The sequence below is a fragment of the Hathewaya proteolytica DSM 3090 genome, assembly GCF_900142225.1.
Lineage (GTDB): Bacteria > Bacillota > Clostridia > Clostridiales > Clostridiaceae > Hathewaya > Hathewaya proteolytica.
This window is the reverse complement of record NZ_FRAD01000010.1, coordinates 57,504-79,158: the sequence shown is the minus strand read 5'-3', so window position 1 is coordinate 79,158 and position 21,655 is coordinate 57,504. Positions and strand designations below refer to the sequence as shown.

Annotated in this window: 22 protein-coding genes; 5 read left to right on the top strand and 17 right to left on the bottom strand. The window is 40.1% G+C overall.

Going from position 1 to position 21,655, the window contains the following annotated elements; all coding sequences use genetic code 11:
• The first annotated feature begins 20 nt into the window (after positions 1-20).
• Positions 21-551 carry a peptide deformylase gene (gene def, locus BUA73_RS06910; RefSeq protein WP_242942345.1) on the top strand — a complete coding sequence of 177 codons (531 nt, stop codon included), beginning with the start codon at positions 21-23 and terminating at the stop codon, positions 549-551.
• 193 nt (positions 552-744) lie between these two features.
• Here the strand turns inward: def and BUA73_RS06905 are convergent, their stop codons facing one another.
• The 14 genes from BUA73_RS06905 to BUA73_RS06840 form a co-directional block, all read right to left on the bottom strand.
• Positions 745-1,158 carry a DUF1492 domain-containing protein gene (locus tag BUA73_RS06905; RefSeq protein ID WP_072903413.1) on the bottom strand — a complete coding sequence of 138 codons (414 nt, stop codon included), beginning with the start codon at positions 1,156-1,158 and terminating at the stop codon, positions 745-747.
• Positions 1,155-1,376: a hypothetical protein gene (locus tag BUA73_RS06900; protein ID WP_479723827.1), complete on the bottom strand. Its 222-nt coding sequence runs from the start codon at positions 1,374-1,376 to the stop codon at positions 1,155-1,157. Before BUA73_RS06900 ends, BUA73_RS06905 begins: the two co-directional genes overlap by 4 nt.
• Positions 1,373-2,734, bottom strand: a complete 1,362-nt coding sequence (locus tag BUA73_RS06895) for a DEAD/DEAH box helicase (RefSeq protein ID WP_072903411.1) — start codon at positions 2,732-2,734, stop codon at positions 1,373-1,375. Before BUA73_RS06895 ends, BUA73_RS06900 begins: the two co-directional genes overlap by 4 nt.
• Positions 2,715-2,996, bottom strand: a complete 282-nt coding sequence (locus tag BUA73_RS06890; protein WP_072903410.1) for a VRR-NUC domain-containing protein — start codon at positions 2,994-2,996, stop codon at positions 2,715-2,717. The genes BUA73_RS06895 and BUA73_RS06890 overlap by 20 nt, the downstream gene beginning before the upstream one ends.
• A gap of 219 nt (positions 2,997-3,215) precedes the next feature.
• A complete protein-coding gene (locus tag BUA73_RS06885; protein ID WP_072903409.1) occupies positions 3,216-5,582 on the bottom strand; it encodes a virulence-associated E family protein in 2,367 nt (788 codons plus the stop codon).
• Positions 5,579-6,013 carry a DUF7768 domain-containing protein gene (locus BUA73_RS06880; RefSeq protein ID WP_072903408.1) on the bottom strand — a complete coding sequence of 145 codons (435 nt, stop codon included), beginning with the start codon at positions 6,011-6,013 and terminating at the stop codon, positions 5,579-5,581. The genes BUA73_RS06885 and BUA73_RS06880 overlap by 4 nt, the downstream gene beginning before the upstream one ends.
• Positions 6,013-6,765 carry a phage antirepressor KilAC domain-containing protein gene (locus BUA73_RS06875; protein WP_072903407.1) on the bottom strand — a complete coding sequence of 251 codons (753 nt, stop codon included), beginning with the start codon at positions 6,763-6,765 and terminating at the stop codon, positions 6,013-6,015. The genes BUA73_RS06880 and BUA73_RS06875 overlap by 1 nt, the downstream gene beginning before the upstream one ends.
• 93 nt (positions 6,766-6,858) lie before the next feature.
• A complete protein-coding gene (locus BUA73_RS06870) occupies positions 6,859-8,793 on the bottom strand; it encodes a DNA polymerase (RefSeq protein ID WP_072903406.1) in 1,935 nt (644 codons plus the stop codon).
• 72 nt (positions 8,794-8,865) lie between these two features.
• The gene (locus BUA73_RS06865; protein WP_044037728.1) at positions 8,866-9,414 is read right to left on the bottom strand and encodes a DUF2815 family protein; all 549 of its coding nucleotides are present in this window, start codon (positions 9,412-9,414) and stop codon (positions 8,866-8,868) included.
• Positions 9,407-10,555 (bottom strand): DUF2800 domain-containing protein, encoded by a 1,149-nt coding sequence (locus BUA73_RS06860; protein ID WP_044037730.1) that lies wholly within the window; start codon positions 10,553-10,555, stop codon positions 9,407-9,409. Before BUA73_RS06860 ends, BUA73_RS06865 begins: the two co-directional genes overlap by 8 nt.
• The gene (locus BUA73_RS06855; RefSeq protein ID WP_044037732.1) at positions 10,548-10,871 is read right to left on the bottom strand and encodes a hypothetical protein; all 324 of its coding nucleotides are present in this window, start codon (positions 10,869-10,871) and stop codon (positions 10,548-10,550) included. The genes BUA73_RS06860 and BUA73_RS06855 overlap by 8 nt, the downstream gene beginning before the upstream one ends.
• The gene (locus BUA73_RS06850; RefSeq protein WP_000682242.1) at positions 10,846-11,064 is read right to left on the bottom strand and encodes a hypothetical protein; all 219 of its coding nucleotides are present in this window, start codon (positions 11,062-11,064) and stop codon (positions 10,846-10,848) included. Before BUA73_RS06850 ends, BUA73_RS06855 begins: the two co-directional genes overlap by 26 nt.
• Before the next feature lie 47 nt (positions 11,065-11,111).
• The gene (locus BUA73_RS06845; protein WP_242838465.1) at positions 11,112-11,645 is read right to left on the bottom strand and encodes an ECF-type sigma factor; all 534 of its coding nucleotides are present in this window, start codon (positions 11,643-11,645) and stop codon (positions 11,112-11,114) included.
• 472 nt (positions 11,646-12,117) lie between these two features.
• Positions 12,118-13,986 carry a helix-turn-helix domain-containing protein gene (locus BUA73_RS06840; protein ID WP_044037738.1) on the bottom strand — a complete coding sequence of 623 codons (1,869 nt, stop codon included), beginning with the start codon at positions 13,984-13,986 and terminating at the stop codon, positions 12,118-12,120.
• Positions 13,987-14,187: 201 nt separating this feature from the next.
• Between BUA73_RS06840 and BUA73_RS06835 the strand changes: the two genes are divergently transcribed.
• From BUA73_RS06835 to BUA73_RS06820, 4 genes are read left to right on the top strand one after another with little or no spacing between them, the layout of a single operon-like run.
• Positions 14,188-14,418: a helix-turn-helix domain-containing protein gene (locus tag BUA73_RS06835; protein WP_000028496.1), complete on the top strand. Its 231-nt coding sequence runs from the start codon at positions 14,188-14,190 to the stop codon at positions 14,416-14,418.
• A 4-nt stretch (positions 14,419-14,422) separates the two neighbouring features.
• Positions 14,423-15,571: a restriction endonuclease PLD domain-containing protein gene (locus BUA73_RS06830; RefSeq protein ID WP_044037740.1), complete on the top strand. Its 1,149-nt coding sequence runs from the start codon at positions 14,423-14,425 to the stop codon at positions 15,569-15,571.
• 11 nt (positions 15,572-15,582) lie between these two features.
• Positions 15,583-17,442 carry a Z1 domain-containing protein gene (locus tag BUA73_RS06825; RefSeq protein ID WP_044037742.1) on the top strand — a complete coding sequence of 620 codons (1,860 nt, stop codon included), beginning with the start codon at positions 15,583-15,585 and terminating at the stop codon, positions 17,440-17,442.
• Positions 17,443-17,456: 14 nt separating this feature from the next.
• Entirely contained in the window at positions 17,457-18,413 is a 957-nt protein-coding gene (locus tag BUA73_RS06820) for a restriction endonuclease PLD domain-containing protein (protein WP_051483740.1), read from the top strand.
• A 42-nt stretch (positions 18,414-18,455) separates the two neighbouring features.
• Here BUA73_RS06820 and BUA73_RS06815 read toward each other — a convergent pair whose 3' ends face one another.
• The 3 genes from BUA73_RS06815 to rlmD form a co-directional block, all read right to left on the bottom strand.
• Entirely contained in the window at positions 18,456-19,508 is a 1,053-nt protein-coding gene (locus BUA73_RS06815; RefSeq protein WP_044037744.1) for a DNA cytosine methyltransferase, read from the bottom strand.
• 4 nt (positions 19,509-19,512) lie between these two features.
• Positions 19,513-19,866 (bottom strand): helix-turn-helix domain-containing protein, encoded by a 354-nt coding sequence (locus BUA73_RS06810; RefSeq protein ID WP_039236610.1) that lies wholly within the window; start codon positions 19,864-19,866, stop codon positions 19,513-19,515.
• 322 nt (positions 19,867-20,188) lie between these two features.
• Complete coding sequence (gene rlmD / locus BUA73_RS06805; protein WP_072903405.1) at positions 20,189-21,577, bottom strand: 23S rRNA (uracil(1939)-C(5))-methyltransferase RlmD; 1,389 nt, start codon at positions 21,575-21,577, stop codon at positions 20,189-20,191.
• Between the last annotated feature and the right edge of the window lie 78 nt (positions 21,578-21,655).

The window sequence follows — 21,655 nt, the reverse complement described above, 5'->3', positions numbered from 1 at the left end:
TGATAACAATGGAAGATATTGTGGGTGAAGGTAATGATATCTTACATCGACCAACACTAGAAGTGATGGTACCTCCCTCTGAGGAAGATAAGGAAACATTAACTAGTATGATGAATTTCTTAAAAAATAGTCAAGACCCCATTCTATCCAAAAAATATAAATTGCGTGGAGGAGTTGGATTATCCGCGAATCGGATTGGCTTGAATAAGCGAATGTTTGTAGCGTATTTCACTGACGAGAGGGAGAAAGAACATGAATATACTCTTATTAATCCAAAAATAATAAGTCATTCAGTTTCTATGATTTACTTACCACCAAGTGAAGGTTGCCTTTCTGTTGATCGAGATATAAATGGATTCGTCCCAAGATATGAAAGAATTAAAGTGAAAGGGTTTAATTTAGAAGGAGAAGAAATAATATTAAAACTCAATGGCTATTCCTCTATTGTTATTCAACATGAAATAGATCATCTAAACGGAATTATGTTTTATGACCGTATCAATAAAGATAATCCTTTCAAACTACCTGAAAACTGTAAAAGTTTATACTGAAATCACGCATTAGGCAGATACTCAAAGCAGGTAAGAAATGAGCTGTTGTTTTGACAGCTCATTTTAATTTAATTAATCATTAAAAGTGAAATACTAATTATTTGAATCACTGCTATTTTCCCACATTGACTAAAGGTAGTGGAGAAGATGGCCTTTTGACCCTCTTCCCTCACTCTTTTCAGGTTACTCCTTTTTATTTAGGCACCTTTAAATGCTGCAATGCAGATGAATGGAGTCTATGCACGGTTCTCATGGAAACATTAAGGTTGACACAAATTTCTTCCCAGTTAAGAAAGTTAATGTATCGGTAGCGAAGAAGCAGCTTCTCATCCACGTTTTCCATCTGGTTAATCGCTTCACGGATATCTGATTTCAGTTTTACTAATCGTTCCACCTCTTGTTGTATCTGTTGCTCCAAATCTACTATTCTAATTACATATTTTTCAAAGGGTGGGTCAGTACTCTTGGTTCGACTGACTTTTTCCTCAAGAACGGGGGATGAAACACTTCTTGATAGTTCCCTTAAGTTTTGTAACTCTTCAAGGTCGGAGTTAATCAATTCATTCAGGCGATAAGCCTGCTTTAAGAATTCCTTAGCTGTCATCATCGCACCACCTCCTCTTGTAGCTGTTGAATTAACATGTCAGGGTTTAGTGAGGTGAGGACATTGAACAATCCAGAATGAAAGAAGCACTCAACCTCACGTTTTGTATATAAAGCAGAACCATTGCGAGGGTGTTTTGCTAATCTTTTCAGAGCAAAACGATAATCCTTGACCGCCTGTAGAATAATCGCATTTGCCAGTTTTTCAAATGCATCCATCATACAACACCCCTCGCTTTCCCCAGATTTGCTTTGACAGCATTTATAAGATCGGACTGTGTCTTTTCCTTTCGTTTCAAAGCTCTCATCACATCTTCATCAATCGTGCCTTTAGTAACAATATGATGGATAACCACCGTTTCATTTTGTCCTTGTCTCCAAAGTCTTGCATTTGTTTGCTGATAGAGCTCTAGACTCCAGGTAAGACCAAACCAAATAAGTGTTGAACCACCACTTTGTAAATTGAGACCGTGTCCTGCTGATGCGGGATGGATAACCGCCACAGAAATATCACCGTTGTTCCAGTCTTTGATATCCTTGGATGTTTTAATTTCTCTAACATTAAATCTTGCTTTAATACGCTCTAAATCGTGATTATACCAATATGCAATAAGAACAGGTTTGCCGTTTGCACCTTCGATTAAATCTTCAAGAGCATCCAGCTTGCGGTCATGGATAATATGAGTATTTTTATCATCATCATAGACAGCACCGTTTGCCATTTGCAGGAGTTTGCCTGAAAGGACTGCTGCATTCATGGCATCAATCTCCTCATTGGCAAGCTCAAGAACCATCTCTTCACGAAAGTGATCGTATACTGATTGTTCTTTATCATTTAGATACACCGACACTTCATTTATCACGCATTCTGGCATTTTTAGAAAATCAACCGACTTCATTGAAATGGTAATATCTGAAATTAGTCGATATATGGCATCTTCTGCCCCAGGTAACGGTTTATATGAAAATACAATCTGCTGATTACGTTTATCTGGAGTAAAGAAGGAATTGCGGTAGTGAGTTATGTATCTGCCGAGTCTTTTACCCATGTCGAGAATACGAAACTCTGCCCACAAATCCATTAACCCGTTACTGGATGGAGTACCTGTAAGACCCACGATACGTTTCGCCCTAGGTCTGACTTTTAGTAAACTCTTAAATCTTTTTGCTCCATAGGACTTAAAAGATGACAATTCATCAATGACCACCATGTCATAATTAAAAGGAATGCCACTTTTGTTTACTAACCAGTCAACATTTTCTCTGTTTATAAGATAGACACTTGCAGGTTTTCTAAGAGCCGCCAATCGCTCCTGTTCTGTGCCGATAGCTACCGAAAACTCCAGTCCTTTTAAATGCTCCCACTTATTTATCTCAGCTGGCCAAGTATCCCTTGCTACTCGAAGCGGGGCAATGACCAGAACCTTTCCAATTTCAAAACTATCAAGACATAAATCAAATATAGCCGTTAGAGTAATGACGCTTTTGCCAAGACCCATTTCTAAAAACACCGCGGCTATGGGATGCTCTAGAATGAAATTCGTTGCATAGATCTGATATTTATGAGGATTGTATTTCACCCAGTACCCCTCCAATCTGCTTAACATCATCAATTACATAGCAGGTAAAGCCTAACTTCTGTAATTGCCTTATTCTTCTAATCTGTAACGGACGAGGTTTCTTTCCTGGAGCCTTTAATTCTATAAAAGCCATCTTCCCATGTGGTAAAAGTACTAGGCGGTCTGGCATCCCATCTAAACCTGGACTAACAAACTTCGCCGCAATGCCTCCCATCTTTTTTACCTCAGCCACCAGTTTCTTTTCTATATATTTTTCAAGCATAAATACCTCCCATATAAAAAGGCTCGGAACAAGAAAACAACTTTGACCCAATTTTCCTATACGCGCGCGTATGCGTGTATGCACAGGCTACTATTACTTCTTTTTACTATTTATAAATAAATAGGATACTTCTTGTTCCACTTGTTCCGAACCGTTGATTTTCCTTATCATTACTAACTTTAGGGAAAGAACCAGTATGGGAACAAGGTAAGGTACAACTTAGCGTTGTTCCTCGACTCGGGAATAAGCTCGTTGCTTTCCGTAGACAGGAAACGTCACAACACCATTCTTGTTCCCAGTGTACTTGTTCCACTCACTGATCTTTCTCATAATGGCACCGATGGCATAGGAATCTGATGGTTTTAGCATTGATGCCTCTTTACCGAAACACTCACACCAAATTTCCATATTGCAAACAAGGGTTCTTTTTACTGTTCCAACACGGGTGCCGCCGCCAAATTCGCTACCGCCGAGGAAATTTCTACGCTCGTACAAAGACATTGTGTCCCAATCATCCGGTAAGAGCGTATCCAAGTAGGTACGAACCAGTCCTTCTCGTTCATCTGTTTCCATAGCATCTGCCTGTTCACTGGTTGCCATGGTTACATCATCACCTTCAAGGTAGAGTTTTTCGCCCTTCTCATAAAGAACTAGAGCCTCTGCCCAAATCTGCTGTACTTCCTCTTTGGTCATCTGCCAAGATTTCTTTTTACTGTTACCGCTAATGCGGACTGGCCAGAATCTGCGGTTGCCGGTTATATCCCGAAGAAATCCGCTTTCTGCATTGGTAGAACCTACAATTACGCATTGACGGGGATGGCTTTCCACGTTGACCCCATAACTGGCACGGTACTTATCATCCGCCCTCGAAATAAAGGACTTCACAATCTCCACATCCGTCTTACGCATTCCTGCAAGCTCACCGAGTTCCAACAACCAATATCCTTGAAGTTTTTCAGCACCTGATTTATCTTTCATATCTGTAATAGTCAAACTGTCTGAAAACCAATCTCCGGCAAGCTTAGCAAAGAAGGTTGACTTACCGATGCCTTGAGGACCGTTTAAGATAAGAACACTATCAAACTTTGTGCCTGGTCTATAAATACGGGCTACCGCTGCAACCATCGTTTTGCGAATAATTGCCTTTGTGTAGGAATTATCTGTTGCACCGAAATAATCAATGAGTAGATTTTCTACTCGACTAATACCATCCCATTTTGGCAGGGAGTCTAGGTACTCCTTAACAGGGTGGTAGGCTCGTTCAGCCGCTACCGCTAACACAGCATCCTTGGTCTTGGTAGGAGAATAGACTCCGTATTTACTGCTTAAGTACACCTTAAGAAGTGCATTGTCCGAATCATTCCAACCAACCTTGATCTGTTCCCAAGGCAGACCACCTTTGGCATCAATACCATCACGGTGGCAGTTGAAAGCGATATGCTGTAAATCCTCATCATGCCTAATAATCAGAACGATATTGTCTAAAGTGTCTTTTATCCGGCCTTGCTTATCTAGTTCCAAGCCTGTCTGCCAATCCTCATCACTAAACTCTTCTTCAGCCTGAGCCTGTCTTTCCTTTGCGAACTCAACTTTTACCGCTTCATCTTTTATAGCAAACTCGCACATTGCCACAAAAGACGGCATCCTGCCAGGAGCCGTAGTCGTGGAAGCTCTATCATCTAAAGGGCCGAATTTATGAATACGAACAAGGTCAAAAGCATTGAGGAGCAGGCCGCTTGCTGGGTCGGTGGCATGGTGGCTGTATGCGAATTTATCATCATAGATAATCACACCCGCACTACTGTCAGCTGGAATATAGTCATAGCGTCCTTCCATAGCAGATGGTTCATAAACTGCACCTAAAAATTTATCAATTGCTTCACGAACGGAGTAGGCACGACAGAATGTTCCTACCACACCCTCCTTTACAAGCGGATCGGCTTGTTCTTTAAGACTGCGATTAATAACTTCGGACTGCCTGCTTGATACGGGCCAAGTTGATGTATCTCGCCAGTTTTCATATTTTGCAAGATAAATATCCGGGTCAAGTAATGCTCCATCCTGCTCTTCGTAGACAAATTTACCGTTAGAGGAAGTGGATGGCCAATACATAAGGCGATGGGCTTCATATGTCGTATCATCGAAAAGATCAATACCAATTTCTTTTGCCACCATACGTCCAACGGCTGCGTATTCTTCTTCGCTGATTTCACGAGCGAGAGGAACGATTAGCCTAAGTCTTGGATTTTCCGGTGTATGCTTATGGGTGGAATAAACACAGCATTTGAAATCAAAAAGCATACTGATTTGTTCCCAGATGTCTGGTCTACCGTAATCCATATCTAGGGTAAGCAAAGAACGGCATAAAACATTGCCCTTCTTTCGCCTTCCCCCTTTTAAATGGCCTCCGACAAAACCACCCACATCTTTGATATCATCTTGTTGGCCTCTTTTTAATTTCCGATATTCTTCTACTGTTTCCGTAGTACGTTGTGTTGTCTTTACACGGGCACAAAAATCCTCCCACGAGATATCTTTGTTTTTCCATTTCTTGTCCATCCGACTGTTGCCCACAGCGATTTTCATAAGCTTTCGACCTCCTCATGCTCTGGACTAAAATACCTAACCGTTTGTCTGCGTTTCTTGGCTACTTCAATCTCCCTTGCCATCCCGCTTGAGATGGTATTGCCTAGCACCCAAACCTCGGAGCATTTGCCCATAAGCACGATGTCCATAAATATGGCAAGTTCACGTTCCTCTGGATTTTCATCATCCATAAACTGTGGAAACATAAGGTGGGGAGCAATTGGGATGCAATTATTCTCCAAGGCAAATCTACAAAAGTTGCGAGCCTTTTTAACGTTTCCTTCTACATCACCGGAATAGGGAGAACAAATATATACAAGTGGCTTAAAGGCAGATTTTTTCTCTGCCTTTTTCTTTCTTATTATGTTGGTCAGTGCCTCATGGGGAGTTGGGTCATGGTATCCTTCATGATTGAATTTATCAATTCCCATTACACACCCTCCATTTCTATCTGCGGCAAAATACCATCTGCCTTCAACAGTTCGTAAATGAAGAGTCTGCCTTTTTGAGTCCAATATGTATGGACTTTTGTATGCAGTTCATCGTTACTACCAATGTAGCTATGTGTCTTGGTGCTGGTATACCCTTTTTCTGCATACTTCTGATATAAAAGCCAGATACCACCTTGTTTAAATTGGATGCCCTTTTTATTAAGATAGCGGTTCATCCAAATAGCTGACTTACCGTAATCTTTGGCAATTGCTGATGTAGAAATGAGGTCTTTGCAATTTAGAACTACATCATAATAGGAGACTTTCGGTTTCATTTCCGCAATCTGCTGATTCTGAACAGCAATCGTACCTTCAAGTAATTTATTTTGATTCCTTACTTGATTTAGTTGCTGATTGGCAAACTGTAATGCCCTTGCCATGATTGCTTCTGGAGAGTTCCATCGTCTTTCAATTTCAAGAAAGTACCCGCGGCATTGTTTTCCTTTTGGAGTACGCTGTATCATGCATAGCTCTTTTGCCATATCAATTGTTATTTGGTGGTCAACAGCTGGTCTTCCACCTGTACTTTCCGACAGAAATGTCGAAAAGTCCGTACCCTCCACAAATCCATACTCACACATTCTTGGAAACCATTTATCATAGGGTGTTTTCACTTCCAAAACTGCATGCAAATCACGGCCAAGTACTGTGGGGCGGTCTTTTTCATAGTTGATTCTTACTAATTCGTCCATACGAATTACCTCCTGTAATATAGTCAGAGAGGAAACCCCTCTACCTAATAGCCACAGGAGGTAATGAATGTTGAGGATTTTGAAAAAATATATTTAATCTTTTTGATAAAACTGACACTCATAGCCATCAGCACTAAGCAACAGGCCATTTGCCCATGTTGGTGTCCTAGCCATTTGTTCACAAATAGTAGAAAGTGACATTCTCATATCCGCTTCGATTATAATTTCATCGTGCACATGAGCCACAATGGAACAATTCTTTAACGTCTGCATGGCGTGGCACAAAATGTCACGACTGATTGCCTGAACAATATTCTCTACAAATTTTGGACCGTAGCTTTCGATTCTTTCCCACTTTTTCGTCCCACCGATACCTTCATAAGTAACTGACTCGCCACCAAATACATTCTCTCCCATACGAGGTTTCACATAGGAAAGCCGCCTGCCGGAAGGAAGGACAATAAAGAGCATTCCACTTTGATATATAAATTTAATGCCGTGTGTTTCTGTAGGAGTTTTCTGCTTAACGCAGGTTTTTACAGCGCGGTCAACATCCCACCATAGTTTTGTAATATTGGGATTGGATTGTCTCCAAGCCATTACAAGAGGTTGAAGTTCCTCTTCTTCAATTCCCATCTCCAAAGCACCCATTGATTTCAACGCTCCAACAGATCCTCCGTAACCTAGGGCTAGTTCAGCAATTTTTCCCTTCTGACGAAGATGCCCATTAACACCGTTTTTCTCCACAGGTACGTTAAACATCTGAGATGCGCTTGCACAGTAAATGTCACCGCCATTTTGGAATACATCTAATCTCCATTTTTCACCTGCAAGCCAAGCAATGACGCGAGCCTCAATCGCTGAAAAATCTGCCACAATGAACTTCATACCTTCTCGTGGTATAAAAGCAGTACGGATAAGCTCCGACAGTACCTCTGGGATTGAATCATATAGTAAAGTAAGAGCATCAAAGTTTCCGCTTCGAACTAAAACCCGAGCCTGTTCCAAATCGGACATATGGTTTTGGGGTAGATTTTGTAACTGAATCAGCCTGCCAGAGAATCTGCCGGTTCTGTTGGCTCCGTAAAACTGAAACATTCCTCTTGCACGACCGTCACTACATACCGCATTCTCCATTGCTGTGTATTTTTTCACCGATGATTTTGCAAGTTGCTGACGAAGTTCTAAAACAGTGCCTAGTGGTTCAGGTGCTGTCTTTAACATCTCAGCAACCGCTTTTTTACCAAGGGTATCTGTTTCTAGCCCATTATCGGCAAGCCAGTCTTTCATTTGTTGTACAGAGTTTGGATTCTCCAAATTGGTTATATCCTGCATTAAAGCCATTAGCTTTTCACGGGAATGTTCATCCATCACAACAGCCTGTTTTACGAAAGTCATGTCAATGGCAATGCCACGATCATTGATTACCTGGTCGAGATGATATTCCTCCCAGATGTTCTCTGGCATCGGAAACTTAGATAATTTCTGTTGTATAGACATCTCGGCTTCCACATCGCGAATGTTATACACTTTAAACCGCTCCCATTTATCCATGTCGTGTTCTGGTAAATTACGAACTCGACCACCATTAGATTTTGTAGGGGAGCATGGTGTACAGAAATATTTGATGAGGTCTTTACCTTCAGTCAATTTTTGCTTTTCTAAACCTAAAACTACACCGACCCCTTCCAGAGATAGCGGAAGTCCCATATATGCCGACCAGATCATGGAGCATTTCCAAGATGCAGGGTCAAGATATCCTGTAAGATTAAGCCATTTTGATAGACACACACGCTCAAACATTGCATTGAAAGCCCACTTAGTAACGGAATCATCCATAAGTGCGTTTATGATTTCATCTGGGATTTCCTCTCCGCAAGCAAGGTCAACAACTTGTACTTCACCACCATCCACCGAATAGCCAAATAGTAAAATTTCAAAATCATCACTCTCGGCATAACGGTAAACACCAGACTTTTGAAGATTGGCGCTACTAAATGTTTCAATATCAATAAAAATAGAATTCATGTATTACCGCCCTTTCCAATGCAAACGAGGTGGCAGAAGAACAACCTCCACCACCTCGTCTGTATTTATTCTTTATGCTAGAAAATCATCATCTTCAATAGTTGTGAAATCGTCAGCTGCATTGGTTCTTCCGCCTAAAGGCTCTCCATCTCTTATCTTCTGGATGTTGCCAAGACCGCAAGCTACACCCTTATTGCCATTAGAGTTAAAAGCATAGAAATTTAGGGATACTCTTGCATAACAACCACTGTACACCTCGTTGCGATCTAGAATAGGTCTAACTGCTTTATCTACTATTTGGGGTGGAGTCTTGCTGTTGGCATTTACAAAATAATGCCCTTTATAAGCCTCATCATCACGTTCTACATCACCATCACGAAGTGGCAGTTTGATAGCCGCCTTATTCGGCTTTTTACCACCAAACTTTGCAAGGCCCTCTTCAATGGCTGCATCTACTGCTGCATTGATAGCATTGATAGTTTCCTTATCTGTTTTAGGAATCAATACGGATACGCTGTACTTTTCCGCTCCGCCATTGATGGATACGGGTTCCCAGCCGTGAAAGTAGCTGAGACGGGTGTTGACACTTGTAATAACCTTAGTTCTGTTTTGATTATTCATATTCCAATTCCTCCGTTATTTCGTTAAATTCGTTTTTTACGTTTGATATATTCATAGCTGGCCGCTTATCCGAAAATGGAACCAGCGTGGGCTTGCCCGGTGGTTTATGTATGAGACCACCAAGTATTTCCTCAAATTTCGTTTTACCCATCAGCTTCTGCATTTCCGTAAGGGTAATAAGACTATGGCGGTAGATATCCTTATAGCCGTTTGCCTTGGCTGCTTCAGCCACAGCTTCTTCGTCCTTATATTTGCGGACGGATCTGCCCTGGACCACCTTAAAACCACTCCACTCTTTACCGTGATTAACAGCAGCATCCGTGGCATAAGCAATGATTTCATTTGCCCACTTTGTAAGGTCGGACAATTTAGAAAGAACTTCCTCAATTTCAGAGTCCGTAAGCAGGGGTGGCAGTTTAAATTCCATCTGTGCTAATTTCAGCTTTTCTTCTGCTCTTGCACGGCATTTGACAGCCGCTCGACAGAAAGTACACCATTCACCTGGGAGGTAGTCACCTTCGCCTTCATAAGCTTTTTTAGCCTTTGGTTTCAGTTCATTTTCTGCCCAGTCTTTTAATTCCTTTACCGGGATTGTCCATGTGCTGACATTCTCCCTGCGTGGTTGGAAGATGGTCATAGAAACCTCCTCGATGTCATACAAGCTATCGTAGATTTCCAAAGCACCAAGGGCATACAATTTCATCTGCGGATTATCCACCGCATCTACCAACACACCCATGCCATACTTAAAATCGATAATATGAAGCTTTTTATCTCCAATAATAATGCAGTCACCAGTTCCGAACCCCTGTGGTACATAACAGGAAAAGTCAAGACGTTGCTCAATAAGTATTAACGGGTCCGTACAGCTTTGTTTCGCCAGTTCAAGCTGCTCCATTACAAATTCCACATAGGCATCGCTGTGTTCTTCCATCTCATCGGTGTTATAAACCGAGACCGGACGCTTACTCCTCATGTGAAGTGCTTTTTTAAGTTTATGTTCACAGAGGGCATGGGCGGCGGTGCCTTCAGCAGCTACATTGGATTCGCTATTTTCAAACTCCAGTTCCAATCTTGCAGATGGAAGGCAATTAAGCCACCTATGGGACCCTGATGCGGAAAGTACTGCGTGATCACTCATTCCCTAGTACCTCCGCATCTTTCAACATATCTGCATAATGTGTTGGGTCAACTTCGCTTAATTTAGAGCCACCGTATTTTTTGATGATTTCTCTCACTTGAGAAGTAAGACCGGCTTGACTCTTTTCAGCGAGTTTTGCTCTTACTTCCTCTAGAGTGATCTCCTTTTTCTTTGGCGCAGGTTCTTTTACAGGTGTAGTCGGTTCTTTTGCTTCGACAGGTTCATTGCCCGCCATTGCATCAGCAACCGCTTGTATGCTGTCTGCCAAAGAACGCATATCAGAAACCACATCAAGAAGTAGTTTGATTTTGCTCATGGTTTAATCCTCCCTCCTTAATCTCACTGATGGCGAGTTCCTGAACGGTGTCACCCGGAACAAGGATAGTCAATTTCTGCTTATCACCAAGTAAGAAACGAAGGAAACGCTCCCTTATGGTGACATTACGACAGGAAACAATCCCGCCAGATTGTGGAGTTTTTGAAACACTGATTTTCAAGTTGTGTTTCATGTTCTTCACCTCTTTCTTGAGAGCGTTTATGTGTTGCCCTCTATCTATTAGCCGTGGCAAGAGGGGAAAGTTGAGGATTCTGGAAAAACTTTTTTGAAATTCTTCTTGGCTGTATCTAAACGGTGTGAAATGGCGCTTTTACTGACGCCTTCACGCTTTGCATACTCTGTTACCGAAACACCATCTAGGAATATAGCAATCAGTAACTCTGCTTGTTTTTCCTTGAGGGTCTTGCGGATAATTTCACAGAGGTATTCATACTCTTCTTGTTTCTCTCGAGTCACTTCATCGGTGTTATCAGGGAAATAGTCCATATGATCCGTTGCATCCTCAGATTCGTCATCTTTGCGGAATGGTTTCTTTGGCATCCCTCTGTGTCTATCAAATTTATGCCAGTTATTGTACTCGGGTTTGTTGAAACGCTCGTCCATAATCTCTTGTGGTGAACGGCGTGCTACAGTTTCCTTCTCCTCGACAGAAGATAGCCTGTCCTCGTAATCTGCATCAATCATTAAAGTGAAGTCCTCGTCTGGTACCTCTAGATAGATAGATTTGTTTTCGTGCTGAATTCTAATTTTCATTTTGCATCCTTTCCGCCGGACTGCATTGGCGGCAAAGGATACAAAAATAGGTCTGTGCCTCGAAGTACACAGACCCTTTGTCCTGAAAATGAGCGCAACAAGGTAAGGTACTTCTATTGCAACGCATAACAATCCTAAACGGACTGAAACGTAGCAATATGTATCCTTTGCCCTTATTGCAAATCAGGCATTTGATATTTTTTTGTAGACGAGGAATGGTCTAATTCTTGCTAACTACGAAGGACCTTTCCTTCGTCTAGTATTATTGTAAGAGAGAATTGGACAGCCTTGGCGGACACCTCATGCCCGTTAATTTCAGGCTTAAAATTAGGCTTTCCCTCACAAAAACACCTAAAAACGACAATAAAAAAAGCCATACACAAACCCCTAAAAGGATTCATGTATGGCTCACATATTTTGCAACTAAAAAACGGACATCCCGTGTCCGCTTTTTCAAAAATATTTTGATTTTTTATAATGGCTCTGCGCCATGTTCCTGTAAAAACTTTCTAATCTCATCCATCGATTTTGGATATAGGTGAGTCAATGCAAAATCATACCAAATATGACTATTGTTATTGAAGTTCAACGAAAATGGAGAATTGCTAATTATATGGTTGCTAATTTTAGGTGGCAGATGGAGTCCAAGGCAAATTAAAACTATGGAATTAATAGAGCCTGGTTCTTCACCATTAACTATTCTTCTTATGGTACGCTCATTGACCATTATTTCGTCTGCTAATTCGTTATAAGTTACTTTTTTCCACTTACGAACTATTTTAAGAGAGCTGGTATAGCTATTTGGCAATTCATTATAGATTCGCATTTCTTCAGCTATTGTTTCGGCTAGTAATTGGGCCTTCTTTTCTGGAGCCGCATACTCAAAACCATTACAATATTTTATATCAAAATCAATATTTGATGTCTTATCACGATTGAGAAAACATTCAGTATAGTATCTTTCCCTACACCCGGATTTGACTGATAACTCGAAAACCAAGCAGCACTCTTCCATATGGGTTCGAGCATAGTCAGTAAGTACGGTCTGTCCAAATATATCCTGTGTTATATATTTTGGATGGTTTAAAACAAAATGGGAATCTACATATATATAACTTCCGTCCCTAACTAAAGCGGCCATTTCTGGATTGGTTATGCTTTGGATGGCAGCATCCTCTGCGCCTATAGAAAAGGTCTGATTTCTTTCAAGCGCACCCTTCTTAAATCTATGTGGCTTGACGTAGCGACCATCTATAAAAGTAAAAGTTCCGATTGCTTCCTCATATCCAGCATCAATCATTCGGATTTTAGCCGCTGTCCGAGATACGCTGAAGAACGTTGCTAATGCGTCAATAACTGGCTCCATTACATCTATAAGTTCTGATGTTCCAAGTTCTGTACGGAATTGCTTTATAAACTTAAATGCTTGGGTTTTAAACATGGCTAGTGGCATTTGTATCTTTGGAGCAAGGGCATTCGCCTGCCATTCCATCCAGTCAGTTGCATCTCTGGTATTGTCTTTTATACCCCCGACTACCTGACACTTTATTCGTGTGACACTGCTGTTATATAACCGCTCCAATTCAAATGCTTTTCTATGTTGATCCCAATGAACACACTCATGCACAATAGTATTATTGACTGACCCCAGATTACGAAGGAAGTAAGCTTTAGGGTCCACGATTATTGTACGAGCATTCACACGGGTCTGTACCATTTCATCGCTATCTTCATCATAAAATTCTGCATCACAGTCGTGAAAGTATATCTGTCCAAAAACAGAGAAATCCTTTGTAATCTCTCGCATTTCTACTGTAAGGCCCATTTTTTCTGCCAACACCTGTGGCTCAACTGCCATCGGGGTTTTTAATGCTTCAGGGTAATGTCTTCTAAGGAAGTCTGTAACAACAGATTCTAGTTGTTCCTTATGAATGATAGGGACAAGGGAGTCTGACATAGGTTTCGGCTGCTTATTTTTGCTAGTATACTCAGTTATACTAGAGATTGAAAAATCATCCAAATTGCAATCCAAATCACCTGAGCATTCTAGCATAAACCATTGCCGGCAATTTTCTGATTCATCATAACGATGATTTGATTCACGGACTTCGAATTCCGCTTCAACAGCAACATCAAATTCTATTTTCATGTCCGGTAAGTCATTAACAGATACGAACTTTACTTCTATATCTGATAACTCAATGCCGCCAATGTTTTGAACTCTGTATAACCGTAAGTCTAAATCTTCACAATTATCCGTTGCATAGGTTTGTATGGCAGAAAATATCTCATTATAGAATCTACCATCCACGTAATCTTTAAAAGAACGATTACCCGCCAAGGCACTCCCTCCTCACCCCATATGAAATTAATATCTTTAAGGATTTTTACTATTCAAACATTAGTTCATAGGTAAATTATAACATGTATTTTGATTGCCTCAACATTTATTTTACGTTTGCGAATTTTAATTGTTGCTTCGCTAACTTTGTGATAAACTTTATTTATTAACTTAGGCTAGGTACTAAGGCGAGGTGATATTATGTCCATAAGTTATAAAAAACTATGGAAACTTCTTATTGATAGAGATATGAAAAAAAAGGACTTAAGAGAAGCAGCTGGTATTAGTACAGCTTCAATGGCTAAGCTTGGAAAAAATGAAAATGTTAATACTGACATTTTAATAAAAGTATGTAAGGCGCTTAACTGCGATATTTCAGATATTATGGAGATTGAAAAAACTACAGAAACCCCACCAAAAACAAAGGAGTGAGCTAATGAAACTGTTATATTCAAACATCCTACCTCTTGGAACATCAGAGGGTCAACAAACAATTATAAATTGTTTTAACGAGCAAATTGCAAAATCAGACCGTGTTGAAATTGCGGTTGGATATATTTCTCGTGCTGCCTTGGAAGAACTCGACAATCTGGTCGAAGAGCATAATATATCTAGTATATGCCTTACCATTGGAATGTACTTCATCGAAGGAATGCCAGAAGGATCATATAATACTGCTTTAGAAATCAACAAAAAATGGACAGAGACTGGTATAGGTGAAATTAAGATCGTAAAAGCATTCAAATATCATGGAAAAGTATACTGCTTTTATAAAGATGGGCAACCTTTTTCTGCTATTATTGGTTCCGCAAACTTAGGTGTAATCAAATTAGATGCTAATAACCGTAGGCAATATGAAATCTCATCGGTTACTGATGATGCTACTGAATGTAAAGAAATTGCTGAATTTTTAGAGAAGCTAAAGGCTCAGAACTGCTCTGGTAATATTGCTAACATTATAGGAATGCCAATAGTCAGGGAAGTTAACACATCACTTAGTGGCATTGATACGGTAACACAGATTCCCCAAACTGGTGTACAGCTTTATGAACAGCATAAAACAGACGTTTCTTTTGTACTGCCATTAAAAGTTCCTGCTTACGATGAGCGGCATATGGACGATGGTAAGCATTTCACAAAGTCAAATATAAATGTTAGCTATGCCGCACCACGAAGTAAAAGGAAATCCCGTGATTGGTACGAAACTCAATTGACTGTTAGCAAAGCGATAACTCGTTCAGAAGGTTACCCTGAAAAAAACAAGCCTTTTTTTGTTGTAACCGATGATGGCTATTGGTTTAAAGCTCATACCACAAGCGATGGCAATAAACAATTCAGTGCTGTTGGCGATGAACTCATTCTTGGTCGTTGGATTAAAGGTAGACTTGCAGCAGCAGGTTTAGTAACACCAGTTAATGACACCCAAGCTGATACTGATCGTGAGGGAATGATTACGAAAGAAATGTTACAAGCATACGGTTGCGATAGCCTTGTACTTTCAAAAACAGATCAGAAAGCATTGGACGAAGATGGCACCGAGCTTGATGTGTGGGTTTTATCGTTTGAAACAATTACTAACGAATGAGAGGTGTATCAATGCAATATTTAAAAAAATACTTGGAAAAAATAAAAGAGCGAGGTAACGAAAAATTAGCTGAGTCCATTTCCAAAACAGCTGAAGATATTGGCAATCAACATATTCGCAATTTTTCATTTATAAGTCATGAGATTGGCTTGTTGTTTGGTAATGTGCAATCTGGAAAAACTGGTCAAATGTTTGGCGTTATGTGCAAAGCTGCAGATTTAGGATTTCCCGCATTCATCTTACTCACAACAGACAATGTTGTCTTGCAACAACAAACCTTAGATCGAGTTAGAGACGACTTAGACGGCTTCTGTATTTGTGGCGAAAACGACTCAGGCTTATTTATTGAAAATAGCCTTGTTAAGCCAGCCATTGTCGTTCTAAAGAAAAATGCAAGAGTACTAAGATTGTGGGCAAATGTATTTAATTCTACAGGCTTTATGAAGGGCAACCCTCTATTCATCGTTGATGATGAGGCGGATGCGGCTTCCTTAAATACTCTAATAAACCGTAATAGTCAGTCATCAATTAATAGATATCTGGATTCTATAAAAAATGGAGCATCAAGTAGCTTATACCTACAGGTTACAGGTACGCCTCAAGCAATCTTATTACAGACCCTTGCGTCTGGTTGGCATCCATATTTTACATACTACTTCCATCCAGGGGATGGATATTTAGGTGGAGACTTTTTCTTTCCAACAAGCGGTAAACCTGAATGCATTGATTTTCTTGAAACAATCAAACGACCGACACGAAGTGTTGTTATACGCCACCTTGCTGTATCTGCTCAGATTTTAGCATCAAAAGGAAAAGTATCAAATTGCCTTCTACATCCGAGCGTACGACAAAATGTCCACCAGCGTTTTGCTGACGATGTCGCAAAGGAACTAGATTGGTGTATGGAGCATATCAATACCGAATTCATCACAGAATTACAAACCCACTATGATTCTTTAGAACCCAACAAAAGTGAGAAACTTTCTTTTGAAGTTATCTATAAAACTACTAAGGATTTGTTGGAAAACAAAGGGATAAAAATTCTTGTTATGAATGGAAAAACAGATGTTGAGAGTCCAGATTATGCAACAGGCTGTAATTTTATCGTAGGCGGAAACACTCTAGGCCGAGGCGTAACTTTTCCAGGGCTACAGACAATTTATTATACAAGAACCAGCAAAAAGCCCCAGGCGGATACTATGTGGCAACATAGTAGGATGTTTGGTTATGACAGAGACTCTGGCATGATGAAGATATTTATAGATGAACAACTCTATAAATTATTTGCGGACATTAACGCAACTAATAATGCCATTATCGCACAAGTAGAGCAAGGAATTGAAAACATAAAAATTTATTATCCAATTGGATTGAATCCAACTCGTAGGAATGTTATTGATAACAAACGAGTCAATATCCTTTCAGGTGGAACGAACTATTATCCGTTCTATCCAGATAATAACACCATAGATGATATAACAAAACTATTGGAGCCTTTCTCTGATGATGATCCTTATTACCAGGTAAATTTGAGGTTAATTAAGAAAATATTATCCCACATTATTGCCAGCCCGGATTTCAAGTTAGATGCATTCCTTTCTGTCATTGATACACTGCTTTCAGAACAACCAGCTGGACAGGGGATTTTGATTGTCAGAAGAGGAAGAGATGTTGCACAAGGGACAGGAGCCTTGTTGTCTCCGAACGACTGGAAACTAGGTGGCACTTTCCATGACAAAGTAGTTTTGACCATGTATCAAGTAACTGGTACTAAGGGGTGGGGTGGAAAAGCTCTCTGGGTGCCGAATATTAAACTTCCTCATGATACAATGTATTATGATGTGTCTGAGGATGATATAGAAGAAGCATAGGAGGGCAAGAATGGATGTTCACCAACAACATAGCAAAAAGGATTTTATTTGCCCCTCCACTCCAAGGAGCGGACACTTTATTAATATTAAGCGGATATGCTACCCCTAATATGGCATCATGGCTTATTAAGAGTTTTCAAGAACAAAATATGCACCCTCTAAATATTTCATTGCTTATTGGAATGGTTCCTTACGATGGATTAAGCGTTCCTATACATGAGGGCTTTATGGAACTCCATGGCAAAACATATCCAAAAGCAGTGGATAGCTTTTCATGTAGTTATGTTTGCGAAAACCCTCCAGTTCACGCAAATTTATACATTTGGCTAAAGGAAGAATCACCAGTACAGGCATATACAGGTTCAGCTGATTTTGTGCAGAATGCATTTATCCAATCCAGAAAAGAAATAGTTGTATGCTGTGATCCTAAAGAAGCTTATAAGTTTTATGAAGAAGTTGAAGCAAACTCAATTTATTGTAACCATGCAGAGGTCGAAGACCATATCGTTCTCCGTCCAACACATCAAATTCTTGATGCTGAAAACAAGCCTCTAACCACTTTGGCTGGCGAGGATATTACTTCTACGACTCTATCGCTTCTCACAAATAAGGCTGAAGTTGGAGAAAAATCCGGATTAAATTGGGGACAACGAAAGGGCAGAAACAAAAACGAAGCTTATATACATCTTCCTGCAAAAATTGCAAGAAGCGGTTTCTTCCCGTTAAATAAACAACACTTTACTGTTATTACAGACGACGGTCATACTCTTCTCCTAAGAGTTGAGCAACAAAACGACAAAGCAATTACAACACCTCTTAGCAACGCTCAACTCGGAGAATACTTCCGAAACCGTTTAGGTCTTGGAAATGGTGCGTTCGTAACAAAACAAGATTTACTAAACTATGGAAGAACAGATGTTACCTTTTACAAAATCGACGATGAGCAGTACTTTATGGATTTCCATGTATAAACAAAGCAGTTACTTTGCCTTCTCTACAAAGTAACTGCTTTTTCATTCTTTAATACTTGGCTCTACGCTCTCATATTCAATTCCAGCAAAACACTTCAATATTGCCTCAAAAATGATTTTTGCACCCTGACAAGGTACTGCCATTCCTATTTGTTTGCGTACACTCTCTTTACTTCCTACGAATCTATAAGCATCAGGGAAAGTCTGTAATCTTGCCCGCTCTCTGTTAGTCAATGCTCGTGGTTCTTCCCAATGGTAGATATGTGTTCCTCCACCACCGCTTCCCGTAACCGTATAGGAAGGCTTAGTTGGATCGAGCCTCTTATATATTTGACTTATTTTTGCTCCTCTAATATTAAGTCGCAAATCTTCTGGAAGGTCTGCCGTAAATGCATTTTGTCCAGGTAGAATATGCTGCAACCTTCTAACAACAGTTTCGGATTGTCTTGTCAATTCATTATTATATGCATCCTCTGGAATAGGGGGATTTTCTATTGCATTTTTGCAAGTATTATCGATTCCGACATAGGGTGCTGTCGATGGGACTTTAAATTCAACATCGATGTCATCCCGTATGCCAACGATAATCAAACGGTGCCTCGCTTGAGGGACTCCGTATTCCTCAAACTTGTAGAGATGAGGTGTAATTGTATAGCCAGCTTCCCTCAGTTCCTTGAGAATCTTAGTGAAGGCTTTCCCATCATTTGCATTTCTAAGTCCTCCAACATTTTCTGCTAAAAACCACTTGGGTTTAAACAGTTTTAGAGCTTTGACACCATACGAATACAAGGGACCGAATACCCCGTCCATACCTTTTTGCTCACCAACAACACTATAGTCATTGCATGGGAAACCAAATGCCAGTGCATCAATCGGGGCTAGTTTAGACATATCGAATTTGCGAATATCCGCATGGTAAACAGTATTAGGAGTATCAGGACAGATATTTAATCTATATGTTTCACAGGTATCTGCGTCATAGTCATTTGCCCACTGATGTACAATCGCAAAGTTTGGATCTTCAATACTAGCATTCATTGCACCCCAAGCGATCCCACCTGGGCCGCAAAATAATTCACCTAATCTAAATATCATAATATCACTCTCCCTCCTTTGAAATACCAATTTTATTACCGTTCCGCATAGTCAAAAAATCTATGAACAATTGCACCATTGCTACCCCGTCATCATCTAAGTTTTCTAAACCATGAATCTGGCAATTGGGATGCATATCATTTTCTGATATATAACCTGCGGCTAACAATATTTCAAACGGGTGAAAATTTAAAGCACGTGCGATTTCACATAATGTTGCCCAATTAGGGTTTTTTCTAGTTCCGTTCTCAATTTTCATTATTTCACTGTCGCTTGAGCCACAAGCAATTGCTAACTTTTTAAGAGAAAGCCCCATGGCTTCTCGACGACTTTTAATCATTTGTCCTATCTCAGGCATCCTCTCACCTCTGCATCATCATATCACCTTCGCTGCCTTTTGTCAAGAACATCTTACTTAAACGCTGCTCAAAAGCAGCAATGTAGTAATTTTCAATTTAATGCACAGCTCTTCTCCTATACCCAGACCACATCTATTCTATCTCCACAACCCTATGAAGTTATCTAATCTGTCAACTCAACCCCACGCACTTTATTACAGTCGACCTGTTTCCTCAATAAACAAAAACAAGGATTTTCAAGATTGAAAGGCACTGCCAGACATCAGACAGAAAATCTTCCAACCTCGGAAATCCTTTATTTATCAGTACTTTGAATAGACTTTATTTCTCAACCCTTGACATCAAGACAACACACTCAACGTGGCTTGTCATTGGGAACATGTCTACTGGCTGGACTTCCATGACTTTGTAGTTCAAGTTTGTAAGGATTCCTAGGTCTCTTGATAAGGTAGCTGGGTCACAGGATACGTAGACTATTTTCTTTGGTGATGCTTCTGCTATGGAGTTTAGCAGTGCTGCATCGCAGCCTTTGCGTGGTGGATCTACTACTACCACATCCGGAATTATGCCTTTTTCAATTAATTTAGGGATTTCTTCTTCGGATTTTCCTACGATGAATTCAGCATTCTTTATGTTGTTTTGTTTTGCATTTTTTTTGGCATCTTCTATGGCCTCTGGTACAAGTTCCACACCATAGACTTTCTTTGCCTTTTGGGATAAGAATAGTGAAATAGAGCCTGTTCCACAATAAGCATCGAAGACTATATCGTTGCTAGATAAATCTGCGTATTCTAGGGCTTTGGCGTATAGCTTTTCTGTTTGAACGGGATTTATCTGGAAGAAAGATAGTGGTGATATGTTGAACTTAAATTTGTCAATATAATCACATATGTAGTCATTGCCCCAAAGGGTGATGTTTTTCTGACCAAGAATTGTATTGGTCTTTCTTCCGTTTATGTTTAGTACTATGCTTTTTATGCCAGTTATAGTTGTTTTAATGGTTTCTACAAACTCCTCTACATGAGGTACTTTGTCTTTCTTAGATACAAGGACAACCATTACTTCTTTTGTTTTGAATCCATTGCGAATCATGATGTGTCTTATGGTTCCTTCGCCTGTGGCCTCATTGTATGGCTCTATATTGTATTTTTTCATCCAATTTCTAAGTATGCGAACTACTTCATCTGCTGTTTCATCCTGGATGTAGCATACATCAGTGTCGATGATGTGGTGACTTCCTGGTGCATAGAAACCTATAGCAACGGAGCCCTTACCCTTGTCACTAACACCCACTGGAAGTTGAACTTTATTTCTATAACCAAATGGCTCATCCATTCCTATGGTATTATGTATAATCACGCCGTCTATTTTGGCTATTCTAGAAAGACATTCTATTACTCTGTCCTTTTTGTACTCTAGCTGCATTCTGTAAGACATATGCTGCAGATTGCAGCCGCCACACTGGCTGTAAACTGGACACTTTGGTACTTTTCTGCTTGGAGATGGTTTAATTACATTCGTAAGCTTTGCAAAGCCATATTTTTTCTCGCATCTTGTTATAATAGCTTTTACATTCTCACCAGCTATGGCCCCTGGGACAAATATGGCATAGTTGTCTATTCTAGCCACTCCTTCACCCTGAAAGCCCATATTTCCAATGCTTAACTCGTATTCTTCATTTTGATTTACTGGTATCTGTTTATTTTTCATTTAAAATTCCTTTCGTTGAACTAGGATTATCGTATGTTTAGATTATACCAATATTCATAGTTGCTTTTCAATGTTTAG

Bases quoted from the DNA above. Each gene is read 5' to 3' on its own strand.
- BUA73_RS06905 (WP_072903413.1), bottom strand. From the start codon at position 1,158: ATGATGACAGCTAAGGAATTCTTAAAGCAGGCTTATCGCCTGAATGAA.
- BUA73_RS06900 (WP_479723827.1), bottom strand. From the start codon at position 1,376: ATGATGGATGCATTTGAAAAACTGGCAAATGCGATTATTCTACAGGCG.
- BUA73_RS06890 (WP_072903410.1), bottom strand. From the start codon at position 2,996: ATGCTTGAAAAATATATAGAAAAGAAACTGGTGGCTGAGGTAAAAAAG.
- BUA73_RS06885 (WP_072903409.1), bottom strand. From the start codon at position 5,582: ATGAAAATCGCTGTGGGCAACAGTCGGATGGACAAGAAATGGAAAAAC.
- BUA73_RS06880 (WP_072903408.1), bottom strand. From the start codon at position 6,013: ATGGGAATTGATAAATTCAATCATGAAGGATACCATGACCCAACTCCC.
- BUA73_RS06875 (WP_072903407.1), bottom strand. From the start codon at position 6,765: ATGGACGAATTAGTAAGAATCAACTATGAAAAAGACCGCCCCACAGTA.
- BUA73_RS06870 (WP_072903406.1), bottom strand. From the start codon at position 8,793: ATGAATTCTATTTTTATTGATATTGAAACATTTAGTAGCGCCAATCTT.
- BUA73_RS06865 (WP_044037728.1), bottom strand. From the start codon at position 9,414: ATGAATAATCAAAACAGAACTAAGGTTATTACAAGTGTCAACACCCGT.
- BUA73_RS06860 (WP_044037730.1), bottom strand. From the start codon at position 10,555: ATGAGTGATCACGCAGTACTTTCCGCATCAGGGTCCCATAGGTGGCTT.
- BUA73_RS06855 (WP_044037732.1), bottom strand. From the start codon at position 10,871: ATGAGCAAAATCAAACTACTTCTTGATGTGGTTTCTGATATGCGTTCT.
- BUA73_RS06850 (WP_000682242.1), bottom strand. From the start codon at position 11,064: ATGAAACACAACTTGAAAATCAGTGTTTCAAAAACTCCACAATCTGGC.
- BUA73_RS06845 (WP_242838465.1), bottom strand. From the start codon at position 11,645: ATGAAAATTAGAATTCAGCACGAAAACAAATCTATCTATCTAGAGGTA.
- BUA73_RS06835 (WP_000028496.1), top strand. From the start codon at position 14,188: ATGTCCATAAGTTATAAAAAACTATGGAAACTTCTTATTGATAGAGAT.
- BUA73_RS06830 (WP_044037740.1), top strand. From the start codon at position 14,423: ATGAAACTGTTATATTCAAACATCCTACCTCTTGGAACATCAGAGGGT.
- BUA73_RS06825 (WP_044037742.1), top strand. From the start codon at position 15,583: ATGCAATATTTAAAAAAATACTTGGAAAAAATAAAAGAGCGAGGTAAC.
- BUA73_RS06820 (WP_051483740.1), top strand. From the start codon at position 17,457: ATGTTCACCAACAACATAGCAAAAAGGATTTTATTTGCCCCTCCACTC.
- BUA73_RS06815 (WP_044037744.1), bottom strand. From the start codon at position 19,508: ATGATATTTAGATTAGGTGAATTATTTTGCGGCCCAGGTGGGATCGCT.
- BUA73_RS06810 (WP_039236610.1), bottom strand. From the start codon at position 19,866: ATGCCTGAGATAGGACAAATGATTAAAAGTCGTCGAGAAGCCATGGGG.
- rlmD (WP_072903405.1), bottom strand. From the start codon at position 21,577: ATGAAAAATAAACAGATACCAGTAAATCAAAATGAAGAATACGAGTTA.